The organism is Phyllobacterium chamaecytisi (assembly GCF_020164455.1).
Lineage (GTDB): Bacteria > Pseudomonadota > Alphaproteobacteria > Rhizobiales > Rhizobiaceae > Phyllobacterium > Phyllobacterium chamaecytisi.
The window spans coordinates 1-12,900 of record NZ_JAIQWW010000029.1 but is presented as its reverse complement, the minus strand read 5'-3'; the positions used below and the strand labels follow the sequence as shown (position 1 = coordinate 12,900).

The window sequence follows — 12,900 nt, the reverse complement described above, 5'->3', positions numbered from 1 at the left end:
CCACAAGTCCATCCCAGTACGTCAGCGGGAGGCTGACAGCATCCAGTTGAGTACGCCGCGCCAGTCTGTCATACGGATTGGCGTGCCGTGATTGCCGCTCTCAAATCGATGAAACCGCGCGGGATACCCCGGTGCCGATGTCCGTATCTTCTGGTAGAACGCCTGCTGCTTTTCGACAGCAAAAACCGGATCACGACTGCCATGGCCGAAGAAGACCGGCACGCGACGTTTGAACGGAGCAGATCCGATGAAGTGCTCATCCCATCGCGATCCGAGAATGATCAGGCCTGAGATGTTCCTGGAAGTTTCGGCATCCTGCGCCAGCTTCCAGCATAATGAGCCGCCCATCGATCCACAAGCGACGAAGAGTTTTGCTTGTGGCGATTGCGCCTTGAAATAATCTATCACACCCGCAACTTCGCTTTCGCCCTTGTCTCCGAAGTCACTAAATTCTGGTGTGATATAGAGTCCTCCATTGCGATCCATCAGGTTTTTCAGCCGATTGAAGTTGCCGCCGAATGTGAAGTCGTTCATGCCTTGCTGGCGATTGCCACCCTGGCCGTGCAGATAAATGGTAATGACAGACGCGCCTGAAAGTTTCCCCACCGCCATGAGCTTTAGCGGTCCCTTGTCTGTAGTAACGACAAGGTCCTTTTGCGAACGTTTCGGCTGAAGTGAGATGTAGTTCTGTTTGACGCGTCGTTCCGGCACCTGATCGCGACCGTTTATGTCCCGCATTTCGTTATAATCGACCACGACATAGTCACCACCGTCGCCGGTCTTCAGAATACCCGGATAGGCGAAGAGATCATCTTTGTAGGGTTCGAGCTGCAATGCCGCCGCGGGGCTCGAAAGGCAAACCAAAGCCAGTGCGCCGAGAATAAGGGACCTGATCAAGCGAATTTCCTATCGGATGGGCTCGGTAATAGTACCACCCGCGCGATGCAGCATATCCGGCGTATCGACGTCAAGGGCAGCCGCCTCGCCAAGCTCCACATCGATGACAGGAATATCTCCACGCTCGATCAAATGACGTGCACCAACGTCACCCGCCAGACTGAACACTTCGTTGAACAAGATGCGCGGCAGGATCACCGGATTGCCGCGTTTGCCCTCGAAAGTCGCCCTCACGACGGATTGACCGCCGGCGCTTTGAAAACGCCTGATCATAGCCTGCAGATCAGTCGCGGACAGAGCAGGCATGTCGGCCAGGAGCATCATGACGCCATCGGACGACGATGGCACGTTCCTGATCGCGGTTTGCAGCGATGAGGCCAGCCCGCTGGCGTAGTCCTTGTTGAGGGCGATCACCACGTTGAGCCCATCCAGCGCCGCGCTGCATTGCTCTGCCATATGTCCGAGTACGGCGACGACAGGACGCCCACCCGCCTGGATCGCAGTCTGTGCGGAGCGGCGTATCAGCGGTACATCATCGAAAGTGGCCAGCAATTTGTTCGGCCCCATCATGCGGGTCGACTGACCGGCAGCGAGCAACGCGATTGCAACATCGGGCCGAGCTGCCGACGGGCGTGGATCGCGCGGCTGCGGCCGCGTTGGAATTTCCATCAACAAGCCCCCGACGCCCATTCCGACGATGTCTGCCTTGGTCACAGGCACATTCGCCATCAGCCGGTCGAGCACCCAATCAAAGCCGTTTTCCTTGGGGCTCCTCGCGCAACCGGGAGCGCCGATCAAGGGTTTTTCATCAAGTTCGCCGAGGATCAGCAGATTTCCCGGATCGACCGGCATGCCGATATGACTAACAGCTCCGCCTGCCGCCCTGATTGCCGCGGGAACGATATCGTCCTGATCGACCACAGCGGAAGCGCCAAAGACGACGACGAAGTCATTTGCTTTCTGCAATTTGCGTATCGCTTCCGCCAGCGGTTTGCTCGCATGGGGTGGGCGCAGTTCGGATGTCACAACTCCATGGTTGGCTGCAATCCGTGCTTCGATGACACGGCGCGTCTTGTCGAGCACTGTCGGCTTGATTGAAGGCAGCGTCGTCTGGATCAAGCCAATTCGCGAGCCTGCAAAGCCTCGCACGGCAAAGGTCGTGCGACCACGTGCCAACTCCGTGATTCTGTCAACTACAGACACAGGAACTGCAAAAGGAATGATCTTGATGGTCGCAACCATCTGCTGCGGCTCGACCCTGTCGAACGCTTTCAACGTGGCGATCGTCACGGAAGGATCGACCGCGTTGATGGCATTGATCAAGTCAGCGTCCACCGTAAAAAGCCCCGCCGTTTCGGCATAGCAATTGACCCGGCCGGTCGATGCTGGCCCCGCCCGCACGCCCGACCATCTCAATGCTGCAGTTATTTGTTTGGCCGCTTCGTTCTCTTCGAGATCAGCGTCTTGCAAGCGCGCTGCAATGACGTGGGTCACGCCTGCTTCGCGCAATTGCCGAAGGTCATGTTCGTTGAGGACATGTCCCTTTTTCAGCTTCAGGTTCGCTGTATGGGTCGAGTGCGCAAGAATCGCGCCAAGCGCGTCCTTGAGAGGAATTTCACCAAAGATCATGCTGTCTTTTCCAGATGCCGCGCGGTTTGGAGTCCTCTCGCGCGAAATGCCTTGATCACCTCGGCCATAACTGCAACGGCGATCTCAGCGGGACTGGCAGCACCGATATCAAGGCCGATAGGCGAATGAATCAAAGCGATTTCATCCTCGCTGAACCCCAGCACCTTGAGCCGCTCGACACGCTTTGCATGCGTCTTGCGGCTGCCCAGCGCGCCGACGTAAAAGCATCCAGCTTTTAGAGCCCGCTCCAGCGCCTGATCATCGATTTTCGGGTCATGCGTGACGACAGCAACCGCCGTATAGGGATCAAGTGGTCGCTGCTCGAGTATATCCTGCGGCCATTCTGCAAAGAGTTTGATATCCGGGAAGCGCTCCGGCGTGGCAAACGCCGTACGCGGATCGACGATTTCCATATCGTATCCAGCAATCTTTGCCATCGGCGCCAAGGCCTGGCTGATGTGCACAGCGCCAATCACCACCAGACGTGGTGGCGGCACGTGGACGTTCAGAAAGAACGCCCGGCCCTCAATCTCAGCGACGCTAGATCTTCCAGACAGGAACGCCTGCTTAACTGCATCGCCGAGCAGACCGGCAACCGGATCGCCCTCCTTGATCACGCGGTCACGCCCGTCGCCAAGATCGGTCAGCAACAATGCCGCACGGCGGGCTTGCCGTTCTGCATTGAGTTTCTTCAGACAATAGGGATCCATGCTCAACCCAGCCGTTCGACATAGACTTTGATACGTCCGCCGCAGGACAGACCGACCTGCCAGGCAGTTTCGTCGGCGACACCGAACTCGAGCATGCGCGGGGTGCCCTGGCTGATCACATCCATGGCTTCGGCAATGACCGAACCCTCAACGCACCCGCCAGAAACCGAACCCTCGAAATTGCCCGCCTCGTCGATCACAAGATGGCTGCCGACGGGGCGTGGTGCCGATCCCCAGGTTTCGACGACAGTAGCAATCGCCACGTCGCGGCCTTCGGCCATCCAGCTTTCGGCGATCAGCAGCGGATCTCGTATTTGTTCACTAGGGTTTTGCATTGTATGACAGTACCACAAACTTCAATATCGGTGCAACCAGCGCTTCGGATCATCGTCGTTGCCGCGCGGTCGGCTGAGTGCCCGGCACAGATCCTCCAAAGCATCCATATTGTGGACGGCACGAAAGTCGTCAACGTACGGTAACATAGCTTTTACACCACGGGCGCGTGGCTCAAAACCTTCAAATCGGAGTAAGGGATTGAGCCAGATCAGCCGGCGGCAAGATTTCGATAGCCGCTCCATCTCGGCTTCGAGGCCGCTCGTATTCTCGCGCTCCAGTCCGTCGGTAATCAGCAGCACTACTGCACCTTGGCTGAGAACGCGTCTCGACCAATGACGATTGAATTCCCGCAGGGTTTCGCCAATGCGTGTACCGCCTGACCAATCCTGTACAGCACCCGTGCAATGGGCAATCGCATCATCCGGGTCACGATAGCGCAGGGACCGCGTGATGTTGCTCAGCCGCGTGCCAAAGACGAAGCAATGGACCCGGCGACGCTTCGCCATCATCGCATGCATGAAATGCAGGAAAATGCGGGTGTATTGGCTCATAGAACCCGAAATATCGGCAAGCACGACCAATGGCGGATGCACTTCGCGACGCGAGCGAAATTTCGGTAAAATGAGATCACCACCGGTCCGCAGGCTCGCACGCATCATCGCTCTGGGATCGATACGCGCGCCCTTGGGATCACTGCGGAAACGCCTCGTCTCGACTTCATCGACGGGTAGCGTCAGCTCATCCATCGCCCGGCGCGCCTGGCTGAGCTCATCGGCCGACATCTGGGCAAAGTCCTTGGTCCGCAGCACTTCCTTGCCGGAAAATGTCAAACGCGCGTCCACATCGATCTCGGGCGGGATTTCCCCAGGCTGGTTGCGCGAGCTTTCTTTGAACAGCGCTTCGGCCACGCGAGCTTCGGCAGCCCTTGGCTTCGATCGTTCGCGCGCCAAGGCAACGGGCGAGAACATGGCCAGCATTTTCTCGATCAGCTCGCGGGAGCGCCAGTAAAGCCGGAACGCCTCATCGAATGTCGCATGATCCTCGCGGCGGTTGACGAGCACACTGTGCAATGTCCAATAAAAATCATCCCGAGAGCCGATACCACCGGCCAAAACCGCCTCGATCGCATCCCTGACGGAAGCCGGGCCAACCCGCAACCCGGCCTTTCGCAAGGTGCGGGCAAAATAGACGATATTATCCGCAAGGCGGCTTTCAGTCCGTGCTATTTCGGGTGATGAGGCGAATGTTTCCATGTTACGCCGCGTTCAGTTCCGCCTTGACCTCATCGAGTATTCGCCGCCCCTCGCCGCCGGAAATCCTGGCTATATCATCCTGATACTTGAGCAAAACGCCGATTGTGTCGGATACGGTTTCCGGATCCAGTGCCAACTTGTCCATTTCGGTCAAGGCCCCCGCCCAGTCGATCGTTTCGGCGACACCCGGTAGCTTGAACAAATCCATATCACGCAATTTCTGCACGTACCGGACGATTTCATCCGACAGGCGCTCATTCGCCGCAGGGACTTTGCGGCGGACGATCTCAAGCTCCCGTGCAGCGGAGGGATAGTCTACCCAATGATAGAGACACCGGCGTTTCAGTGCGTCATGGATCTCGCGAGTCCGATTGGTCGTTATGATGACGATTGGTGGTTCGGCAGCACGGATTGTTCCAAGTTCCGGAATCGTGACCTGATAGTCCGACAGCACTTCGAGCAGGAAGGCTTCAAAAGCTTCATCGGTCCGGTCAAGCTCGTCGATCAAAAAGATCGGCGCTTTACCCGGTTTACCCGACAGCGCTTGCAGAACAGGCCGCCGGATCAGGAATTTCTCTGAAAAAACATTGCGTTCTATGGCTTTCTTATCAACCTTGCCACTCGCTTCATCGAGACGAATCTCGATCATCTGCGCCGCATAGTTCCACTCATAGACAGCAGAAGAAACGTCGAGCCCTTCATAGCATTGCAGGCGGATCAGCGGTCGGTCCAGCGTTGCCGCGAGTACTTTGGCGATCTCTGTCTTTCCGACGCCAGCCTCGCCTTCCAGAAACAAGGGTCTCTTCATTCGCAAGCTTAGGAACAGCACCGTCGCCAACGCGCGGTCCGCGACATATCCGCCAGCTTCGAGCAGAGCCAGCGTGTCTTCGATCGATTGCGGCAGTTCAGCCATGGCGTCTCCGGTGCTAGTCTCCCGAACTGTGATAGGAGCGATTGAGATAGATCAATGAACGGCCAGGATCGCCCATATTGAGGGCGGTGACCTTGCCATAGATCACATAATGCGTCGCGACTTCGTGCGTTGCTATGATGCGGCAATCGAAGCTCGCCAAGGCGTTGGTGAGAACAGGGGCACCGGTTTGCAGTGTCTGCCAATGCCCGAGCGCAAACCTGTCCGGCTGGGACAGATCGCCCTTGCCTGAAAAGGCTTCGGAAAGCGCCTGCTGTTGGAACGAGAGCGTATTCAGTGCGAAAACCTGATTTTCGATGAACAGGTGGTTGAAGTCATGATTGCGATTGAGACACACGAGCATAGTCGCTGGATTGTCAGAAACCGAGCATACTGCCGAAATCGTAACGCCGCGGCGGCCTGCCGGACCATCGGTGGTAAGGATATGAACCGCCTCGGCAAAATGACTCATGGCATTGCGAAATGCGAGCGGCTCTATTTTCTGATCTTTGGCAATTAGCACTATTCTATTTCCGTTGTCCGAACCATCACTATCGCAACATGTGTCTCAACCATAGGGGCAGGCGATATTTTCCGATAACTTCCTTTTATATAGCGCGAGATTGCTAAGAATGAAGGAAACAGCTACCGAAAACGTGCAACTACTACCCATCAAAGAGGAAACGACATTTTCGCAATGAACCCCACAATACGCGCCGCAACATTTGGCCTTTGCATAGCTGTCGCAAGTGTCGCACATGCGGAAGACAAGATTGGTGTTATCGCGCCGCTTTCCGGTCCCTTTGCGCGCCTTGGAACGCAAGTTGTCGATGGTGCGACGATTGCGGTGGCTGCGAACAAGGGCGGCCAGGCGGTGTCAATTACGACGGCTGATGACCAATGCAACGCGGCAGGCGGCGACGCGGCAGCAAAACAGCTGGTCCAGGCAAATGTTGCGATAGTCATGGGTTTTCTTTGCACTGAATCGCTCGAAGCCGCTCTGCCTATCCTCAATCAAAAGGGCATTCCAGTCATCACTCCGGCAATACGGGCGCAAACACTGACCGAGCTGCGCGCCGATCAACCTTATCCGGTCTTCAGGACCGCGCCATCCGGCCGCAATGAGGCCAACGAAACCGGTGATATCCTTGCCGGGCTGTGGCATTCGGAACCATTTGCCATCATCGATGACGGCACGATCTTCGGACGTGAACTTGCGGCAGGTGTGCGGGCCCGCCTGGAGGAAAAAGGCCTGAAACCGGTCTTTGCCGATACGTATCGCCCCGGCCTCGACAATCAGAATGCACTGGTGAGCCGGCTGAAACGCGCAGGCGCCACACAGGTTTTCGTTGGCGGTGAACGCGACGATGTTGCGGCCATAGGACGAAGCGCCGCGGCGCTAAACTATTCGCTTGTCATCGCCAGCGGCGAGGCTCTTGAGGCGGCAGGCGATGGCAGTGCGCTCGCCATCGGCACATTGATGATCGCACCACGCGAACCACAAACTCTGGAGAGTGCCCGAAATGCCAAGAATACCATCGAGTTGGCAGGAAAAGTGCCGGAGGGCTATACGATACTAGCTTATGCTGCGACCGAAGTGGCAATGCAGGCGTTAACCACCGCGCAATCACAGGCAGGATCCCTGCAGGAGATTCTGCGCACCAATGTCTTTGAAACCGCGCTTGGCACCATACAATTCGATGCCAAAGGCGAGCGTATCGCCGATACTTACCGCCTGCAGAAATTCGATGGAAACCAATTCGTGCTGGAGACCAACTGATGTTGACGGCCGGTCCACGCAACCTCATCACTGACGTCGCTGGGTTAAAAGTCGGGAACGCTTCCGACAGCAAGCTCAAATCCGGCTGTACAGTCTTGTTATGCGAGAACCCGGCAACCGCGGCGGTCAAGGTCTTGGGCGGTGCGCCGGGTACGCGCGAAACCGACCTTCTCGAGCCGCACAACACGGTTGAGCAGGTCAACGCGCTGGTTTTGTCGGGCGGATCTGCATTCGGTTTGGATGCCGGGTCGGGCGTTCAGGCCGCCCTCCGAGAAGAGGGCATTGGTTTTGAAGTCGGCACGCAGCGTGTTCCAATCGTCCCGGGCGCCGTTCTCTTCGATTTGCTGAATGGCGGCCACAAGGATTGGGGTCGTTACCCGCCCTATCGCGAGCTTGGCTATGAAGCAACGCAGTCGGCATCCAACGATTTCACACTTGGGACCGTGGGCGCCGGGACAGGAGCAACTGTCAAAGGGCTGAAGGGCGGGCTGGGCTCAGCCTCGTCGATCCTCGACAGTGGGGTGACCATCGGCGCCCTCGTCGCGGTCAACGCGCTTGGTATGGCAACCGTCGGAAAAAGCAGGCATTTCTGGGCTGCGCCCTTCGAAATCGGTAACGAGTTCGGCGGTCTTGGCCTGCCGCATCCCTTTCCTGCCGATGCCGCCGAAATCGGGACCAAGTTCAGCGACGCGGCGCGGGATGCCAACACGACGATAGGGGTCATCGCTACCGATCTGATCCTCACCACGGCTCAAGCCAAGCGCTTGGCCATTGCCGCCCATGATGGTTACTCTCGTGCGATCTGGCCGGCACACACGCCTTTTGACGGCGATCTGGTGTTCGCCCTCGCCACCGGAACCAGCGGCAGAACGCCAGAAATTGCTGAATTCATTGACCTTTGTGCCGCGGCGGCCTCAACAATGGCGCGCGCCATAGCACGAGGCGTTCATGCCGCTACGCCTGCGGATAACGATCCCTTTCCGGTCTGGCGATCACTTCGCTGAACAGTTTCGATTGTGCGATACAGCCGCGCGTGATAACCGGCGCCCACAGCATTTCTACCGGAGACAGATCATGAGCCGTCCGCTCGTCATATCACCTTCCATTTTGGCCTCGGATTTTTCGAAACTTGGCGCGGAAGTCGACTCGGTTTTGCAGGCGGGCGCCGACTGGATCCATATCGATGTGATGGACGGGCATTTCGTCCCGAACATCACCTTTGGTCCGGAAGTGGTAAAGGCCATCCGACCGCTGACAGACGCGGTTTTCGACACGCACCTGATGATATCGCCCTGCGACCCCTATCTCGAGGCTTTCGCCAAGGCAGGCTCTGACATCATCACAGTCCATGCCGAAGCCGGACCGCATCTGCACCGCTCGCTCCAGGCAATTCGGGCGCTCGGCAAGAAGGCAGGCGTTGCCATCAATCCCGCAACGCCGGAATCCGCCATCGAATACGTGCTGAACGACGTCGACCTCATCCTCGTCATGACCGTCAATCCTGGTTTTGGGGGGCAGAAATTCATTGCGGAAACGCTTGAAAAGATCAAGAAAATCAAGGCGATGATCGGCAACCGACCTATCGATCTCGAGGTCGATGGCGGCATCACCCATGAGACGGCTGCGCTGGCAGTACGGGCAGGCGCCAATGCGCTGGTCGCCGGGTCCGCTATTTACAAAGGTGGAAGCGAAGCCGCCTATAGATCCAACATCGACCTCATCCGCAGTGCCGTCCGCGAAGGATCACAATGATATTCCGCCGCGCTTTTCTTAGCCTTGTCGTTGCGTCTTCGCCAGTCGCGGCATGGGCTGGAGACGCCGCAAAGCTTGATATCATTGGGTTTTCCAAGGACGGCGGCACATTTGCCTTCGAGGAATATGGCGTCCAGGACGGCTCTGGTTTCCCCTACGCCAACCGGTTCTATATCGACACGGCAACCGACAAGTTTCTGGCCAAGACGCCGGTTCGGGTCAGGCTCGACGACGAAAATTCGTCACTGGAAAACGCCCGCGACAAGGTGGGCCGCGATGCACAAGGCGTCACATCCCTCAGCGATGAAGAATTGCGCGCCAATGCCGGCAATGCGGTAGCGTCGAACCCTGTCACGGAGCTTTCGGCTGATCCGTTCAAGGTCAAAATCAACCCGCGATTCGTATTTCCCGCGATTGATCCCGCGCTGACGATACAGCTTGAAGAGATCGCCGTCCCGCCGAGTGAAACCTGTCAAACCTCTAGTGAAATCAAAGGCTTCCGCCTGACGCTGCTTGAAGACAAACCTGACGCCAAGCCCGAAATGCTCCACGAAGACGCCTCCGTTCCGGCCAGTCGCGGCTGTCCGCTTGGCTATAGTATCGGCGCGGTCCAGACCCTATATCCGGACGGCGGAAAACCCGTAATCGCGGTGATGATTGCGGTGCGCGGAACGGGATTCGAAGGCCCGGATTATCGCTGGCTGGCAGTCACCAGGCAACGATAGGCACATCCATTGCAAAAAGTCGCCAAATGGCGCGTTGAGTGATCGGCCTAGCTCTGATAGACCGCGTTTAAAGCCTAAAAGAACAGGAAAACATATGATCCCGCGCTATTCGCGTCCCGAAATGGTCGCCATCTGGTCCCCGGAAACGAAATTCCGCATCTGGTTCGAAATCGAGGCGCATGCCTGCGACGCGCTGGCGGAGCTTGGCGTTATCCCGAAGGAAGCGGCGAAAATCATCTGGGAAAAGGGCGGCGCAGCCACTTTCGACATCGATCGCATCGACGAGATCGAGCGCGAGACCAAGCACGATGTCATTGCTTTCCTTACACATTTAGCCGAAATCGTTGGCCCGGACGCGCGTTTCGTTCACCAGGGCATGACCTCGTCGGACGTGCTCGACACCTGTTTCAATGTGCAGTTGATGCGCGCCAGCGATATCCTTTTAGCCGATCTGGACAGGCTTTTGGCGGCGCTGAAAAAGCGGGCCTTCGAGCACAAGGACACTGTCACCATCGGCCGCAGCCATGGCATCCACGCCGAGCCGACCACCTTCGGCGTCAAGCTGGCGCAGGCCTATGCCGAGTTCGAACGCTGCCGTAGTCGCCTCGTTACGGCACGCGCGGAGATTGCAACCTGTGCCATCTCCGGCGCCGTCGGCACCTTCGCCAATATCGACCCGCGCGTGGAAGAACATGTCGCCAAGGCATTGGGAATGCAGGCAGAACCGGTTTCGACGCAGGTGATCCCGCGTGATCGCCATGCCATGTACTTTGCAACCCTTGGTGTCATCGCATCGTCGGTGGAGCGCCTCTCAGTGGAGATCCGGCACCTCCAGCGCACCGAGGTTCTGGAGGCGGAAGAGTATTTTTCGCCCGGCCAGAAGGGGTCATCGGCCATGCCGCACAAGCGCAATCCGGTGCTGACCGAGAACATGACCGGGCTCGCCCGCATGGTTCGCGCTTTTGCGCTGCCGGCGATGGAAAACGTTGCGCTGTGGCACGAACGCGATATTTCGCACTCTTCGGTCGAGCGCATGATTGGCCCGGACGCGACGATCACCCTGGATTTCGCATTGGCGCGTATGGTCGGTGTCATCGAAAAGTTGTTGGTCTATCCGGATAACATGTTGAAAAACATGAACAAGTTCCGCGGATTGATCCACTCGCAGCGGGTCCTTCTTGCGCTGACGCAGGCCGGCGTTTCCCGCGAGGATTCCTATCGTCTGGTGCAGCGCAACGCCATGAAAGTGTGGGAGCACGGGGCCGATTTTCTCGAAGAGCTGCTCGCCGACGCCGATGTTCGCGCTGCCCTGCCCGAAGCGACGATCCGGGAGAAGTTCGACCTTGGCTATCACACCAAACACGTCGATACGATCTTCAAGCGCGTGTTTGGCTCAACCGGCAGCAACTAAATTAAGGCCCCAGGTTGATAAAAGCATTCCGGATTCGAGGATTCTTGCATAGGAATTGAACATTCCTGAGTGTGAATCGGACAAAGTTGCGCAATTCGCCCGCCCAAATAGCGGTTGCATCGGGTGAAACAGCGAAAAACCGCCAGTAAGAACGGGATGGTTCGGGAAATTAATTGAACGAGTGTTTGATTAATTTTTCCGGGATTTTGCGTGCTGACGTTGTGATTGGTTGAAACGCCGTAACGGCGGGTACGGAGGGGGTTTGGTGCGTGGTTCGACAAGCTCACCATGAGGGAGTGAGTTGATTGCAGGGAGCCGATTTCTGCAACTTTGGCGATTATCATTACAGCCACCAACCTCCCTCATGGTGAGCTTGTCGAACCACGCACAGTGGCACACCAACCCAGAGTGCGTAAGCCTCAACTAACCCTTTGCCGGCACAATCCTGATCACATTGCCCCAGGGGTCAACGATCTCGCGTTCGTCCTTGGCATCGGCGGAGCTGAACTCGGCCCAGGCCAATCCGGAGCGGTCATTGTCGCGGCGCCCTGCCCCACGGCTCTGCCAGGAATTGGCGGCGACGTGGTGATGGTAACCGCCGGTCGACATAAACACCGCGCTTCCGCCAAACCCGGCAACCGTCTGCAACCCGAGCTCATTCTGCCACCAGCTTTCGGCCTCCTTGGCGTTGCCGACGCGCAGATGCAGATGGCCGACCATCGTCCCATCCGGTGCCATGTCGAAAGGCACTTCGTTGCCGGGTTCGCCGAGCAGATTGCCGACATCCAGCGCCTCGGTACCCATCTGCACGGATGAGCCGCTCCACTTCCAGTTTTCATGCGGACGGTCGGCATAAATTTCAACGCCATTGCCTTCCGGATCGGTCAGATAGATCGCCTCGCTGACCAGATGGTCGGAGGCGCCGACGATCGGCGTGCGCTTGTCAATTGCCCGCCGGGCCCAGCGGGCGAGATCGGCACGCGCCGGCAAGAGAAAAGCCGTGTGGTAGAGGCCGGCGCTGTGCGGATCATCCGCGCGAACAGCAGAGGCCTGCTCGATCTCGAGCAGAGGCGTTTCGCCCGCACCTAGAATGACCGACTGGCCCTTGCGCGAAATCTCGCGCAGGCCGACAACGTCCTCATAATATTTCGCCAGCGCATCGGCATCCTTGGCCTTGATGCCAACCTTCGACACGTGGGTCGGAGCTGTCGCTGCAAAGGAAATCTTGTCCATTTTTGTCTCCGCACGGGTACTTCCCGTCGATACAGCAAGGGCGGCAGCGCCAACAACTACATTCCGGCGCGTGAGCTTCATACCCATCCCCTCGCAACATATCGGTTTCGTTGTTGCTAAAGTCGGATTTATCGAGGCCCGAAACAAGCCCGGTATGAGCGAACAGCTTGTTCACAAATACTGAACCAAGTGATGGCCATTGTTTACAGCACAACGTCCCTCATGGTGAGCTTGTCGAACCACGCAAAACGCCGGTGCGTGGTT

The 12,900-nt window shown here is 57.6% G+C and carries 14 protein-coding genes; 5 read left to right on the top strand and 9 right to left on the bottom strand.

The genetic code is table 11. The annotated features are described in order from the left end of the window. Positions 1–21: 21 nt before the first annotated feature. From LB462_RS28490 to LB462_RS28460, 7 genes are read right to left on the bottom strand one after another with little or no spacing between them, the layout of a single operon-like run. Positions 22–897: an alpha/beta hydrolase gene (locus tag LB462_RS28490; RefSeq protein ID WP_255628052.1), complete on the bottom strand. Its 876-nt coding sequence runs from the start codon at positions 895–897 to the stop codon at positions 22–24. A gap of 9 nt (positions 898–906) precedes the next feature. After that, complete coding sequence (locus tag LB462_RS28485; RefSeq protein ID WP_224515062.1) at positions 907–2,526, bottom strand: NTP transferase domain-containing protein; 1,620 nt, start codon at positions 2,524–2,526, stop codon at positions 907–909. After that, positions 2,523–3,236: an XdhC family protein gene (locus tag LB462_RS28480; RefSeq protein WP_224515060.1), complete on the bottom strand. Its 714-nt coding sequence runs from the start codon at positions 3,234–3,236 to the stop codon at positions 2,523–2,525. The genes LB462_RS28485 and LB462_RS28480 overlap by 4 nt, the downstream gene beginning before the upstream one ends. 2 nt (positions 3,237–3,238) lie before the next feature. Further along, positions 3,239–3,571: an XdhC family protein gene (locus LB462_RS28475; protein ID WP_224515057.1), complete on the bottom strand. Its 333-nt coding sequence runs from the start codon at positions 3,569–3,571 to the stop codon at positions 3,239–3,241. A gap of 21 nt (positions 3,572–3,592) precedes the next feature. Next, positions 3,593–4,825: a vWA domain-containing protein gene (locus LB462_RS28470; RefSeq protein WP_224515055.1), complete on the bottom strand. Its 1,233-nt coding sequence runs from the start codon at positions 4,823–4,825 to the stop codon at positions 3,593–3,595. Position 4,826: 1 nt separating this feature from the next. Beyond that, on the bottom strand, positions 4,827–5,738 hold the full coding sequence (locus LB462_RS28465) for an AAA family ATPase (protein WP_224515053.1): 912 nt from the start codon (positions 5,736–5,738) through the stop codon (positions 4,827–4,829). Between the two features lie 13 nt (positions 5,739–5,751). Further along, positions 5,752–6,207, bottom strand: coding sequence for a flavin reductase (locus LB462_RS28460; protein WP_112528807.1), 456 nt, complete (start codon positions 6,205–6,207; stop codon positions 5,752–5,754). Positions 6,208–6,432: 225 nt separating this feature from the next. Here LB462_RS28460 and LB462_RS28455 point away from each other — a divergent pair, with 225 nt between their 5' ends. The 5 genes from LB462_RS28455 to purB all read left to right on the top strand — a co-directional run bounded on the left by LB462_RS28455 (position 6,433) and on the right by purB (position 11,403). Next, positions 6,433–7,515 carry a branched-chain amino acid ABC transporter substrate-binding protein gene (locus LB462_RS28455; RefSeq protein WP_224515051.1) on the top strand — a complete coding sequence of 361 codons (1,083 nt, stop codon included), beginning with the start codon at positions 6,433–6,435 and terminating at the stop codon, positions 7,513–7,515. Continuing rightward, positions 7,515–8,519 carry a P1 family peptidase gene (locus tag LB462_RS28450; protein WP_224515049.1) on the top strand — a complete coding sequence of 335 codons (1,005 nt, stop codon included), beginning with the start codon at positions 7,515–7,517 and terminating at the stop codon, positions 8,517–8,519. Before LB462_RS28455 ends, LB462_RS28450 begins: the two co-directional genes overlap by 1 nt. A gap of 70 nt (positions 8,520–8,589) precedes the next feature. Beyond that, complete coding sequence (rpe, locus tag LB462_RS28445) at positions 8,590–9,267, top strand: ribulose-phosphate 3-epimerase (protein ID WP_224515048.1); 678 nt, start codon at positions 8,590–8,592, stop codon at positions 9,265–9,267. Then, positions 9,264–9,992 carry a DUF2259 domain-containing protein gene (locus LB462_RS28440; protein ID WP_224515045.1) on the top strand — a complete coding sequence of 243 codons (729 nt, stop codon included), beginning with the start codon at positions 9,264–9,266 and terminating at the stop codon, positions 9,990–9,992. The genes rpe and LB462_RS28440 overlap by 4 nt, the downstream gene beginning before the upstream one ends. Before the next feature lie 94 nt (positions 9,993–10,086). Next, on the top strand, positions 10,087–11,403 hold the full coding sequence (gene purB / locus LB462_RS28435) for an adenylosuccinate lyase (protein WP_224515043.1): 1,317 nt from the start codon (positions 10,087–10,089) through the stop codon (positions 11,401–11,403). On the opposite strand, the gene LB462_RS28430 is transcribed toward purB, so the two are convergent. Continuing rightward, a complete protein-coding gene (locus tag LB462_RS28430) occupies positions 11,400–11,747 on the bottom strand; it encodes a hypothetical protein (protein ID WP_224515033.1) in 348 nt (115 codons plus the stop codon). The two genes, purB and LB462_RS28430, sit on opposite strands and share 4 nt — an antisense overlap. A gap of 79 nt (positions 11,748–11,826) precedes the next feature. Further along, a complete protein-coding gene (locus LB462_RS28425; RefSeq protein ID WP_224515031.1) occupies positions 11,827–12,636 on the bottom strand; it encodes a VOC family protein in 810 nt (269 codons plus the stop codon). Between the last annotated feature and the right edge of the window lie 264 nt (positions 12,637–12,900).

Excerpts from the sequence above, each read along its gene's own strand:
- rpe (WP_224515048.1), top strand. The coding sequence starts at position 8,590 with ATGAGCCGTCCGCTCGTCATATCACCTTCCATTTTGGCCTCGGATTTT.
- LB462_RS28475 (WP_224515057.1), bottom strand. The coding sequence starts at position 3,571 with ATGCAAAACCCTAGTGAACAAATACGAGATCCGCTGCTGATCGCCGAA.
- LB462_RS28425 (WP_224515031.1), bottom strand. The coding sequence starts at position 12,636 with ATGGACAAGATTTCCTTTGCAGCGACAGCTCCGACCCACGTGTCGAAG.
- purB (WP_224515043.1), top strand. The coding sequence starts at position 10,087 with ATGATCCCGCGCTATTCGCGTCCCGAAATGGTCGCCATCTGGTCCCCG.
- LB462_RS28480 (WP_224515060.1), bottom strand. The coding sequence starts at position 3,236 with ATGGATCCCTATTGTCTGAAGAAACTCAATGCAGAACGGCAAGCCCGC.
- LB462_RS28450 (WP_224515049.1), top strand. The coding sequence starts at position 7,515 with ATGTTGACGGCCGGTCCACGCAACCTCATCACTGACGTCGCTGGGTTA.
- LB462_RS28460 (WP_112528807.1), bottom strand. The coding sequence starts at position 6,207 with ATGAGTCATTTTGCCGAGGCGGTTCATATCCTTACCACCGATGGTCCG.
- LB462_RS28485 (WP_224515062.1), bottom strand. The coding sequence starts at position 2,526 with ATGATCTTTGGTGAAATTCCTCTCAAGGACGCGCTTGGCGCGATTCTT.
- LB462_RS28430 (WP_224515033.1), bottom strand. The coding sequence starts at position 11,747 with ATGATAATCGCCAAAGTTGCAGAAATCGGCTCCCTGCAATCAACTCAC.
- LB462_RS28465 (WP_224515053.1), bottom strand. The coding sequence starts at position 5,738 with ATGGCTGAACTGCCGCAATCGATCGAAGACACGCTGGCTCTGCTCGAA.
- LB462_RS28455 (WP_224515051.1), top strand. The coding sequence starts at position 6,433 with ATGAACCCCACAATACGCGCCGCAACATTTGGCCTTTGCATAGCTGTC.
- LB462_RS28440 (WP_224515045.1), top strand. The coding sequence starts at position 9,264 with ATGATATTCCGCCGCGCTTTTCTTAGCCTTGTCGTTGCGTCTTCGCCA.
- LB462_RS28470 (WP_224515055.1), bottom strand. The coding sequence starts at position 4,825 with ATGGAAACATTCGCCTCATCACCCGAAATAGCACGGACTGAAAGCCGC.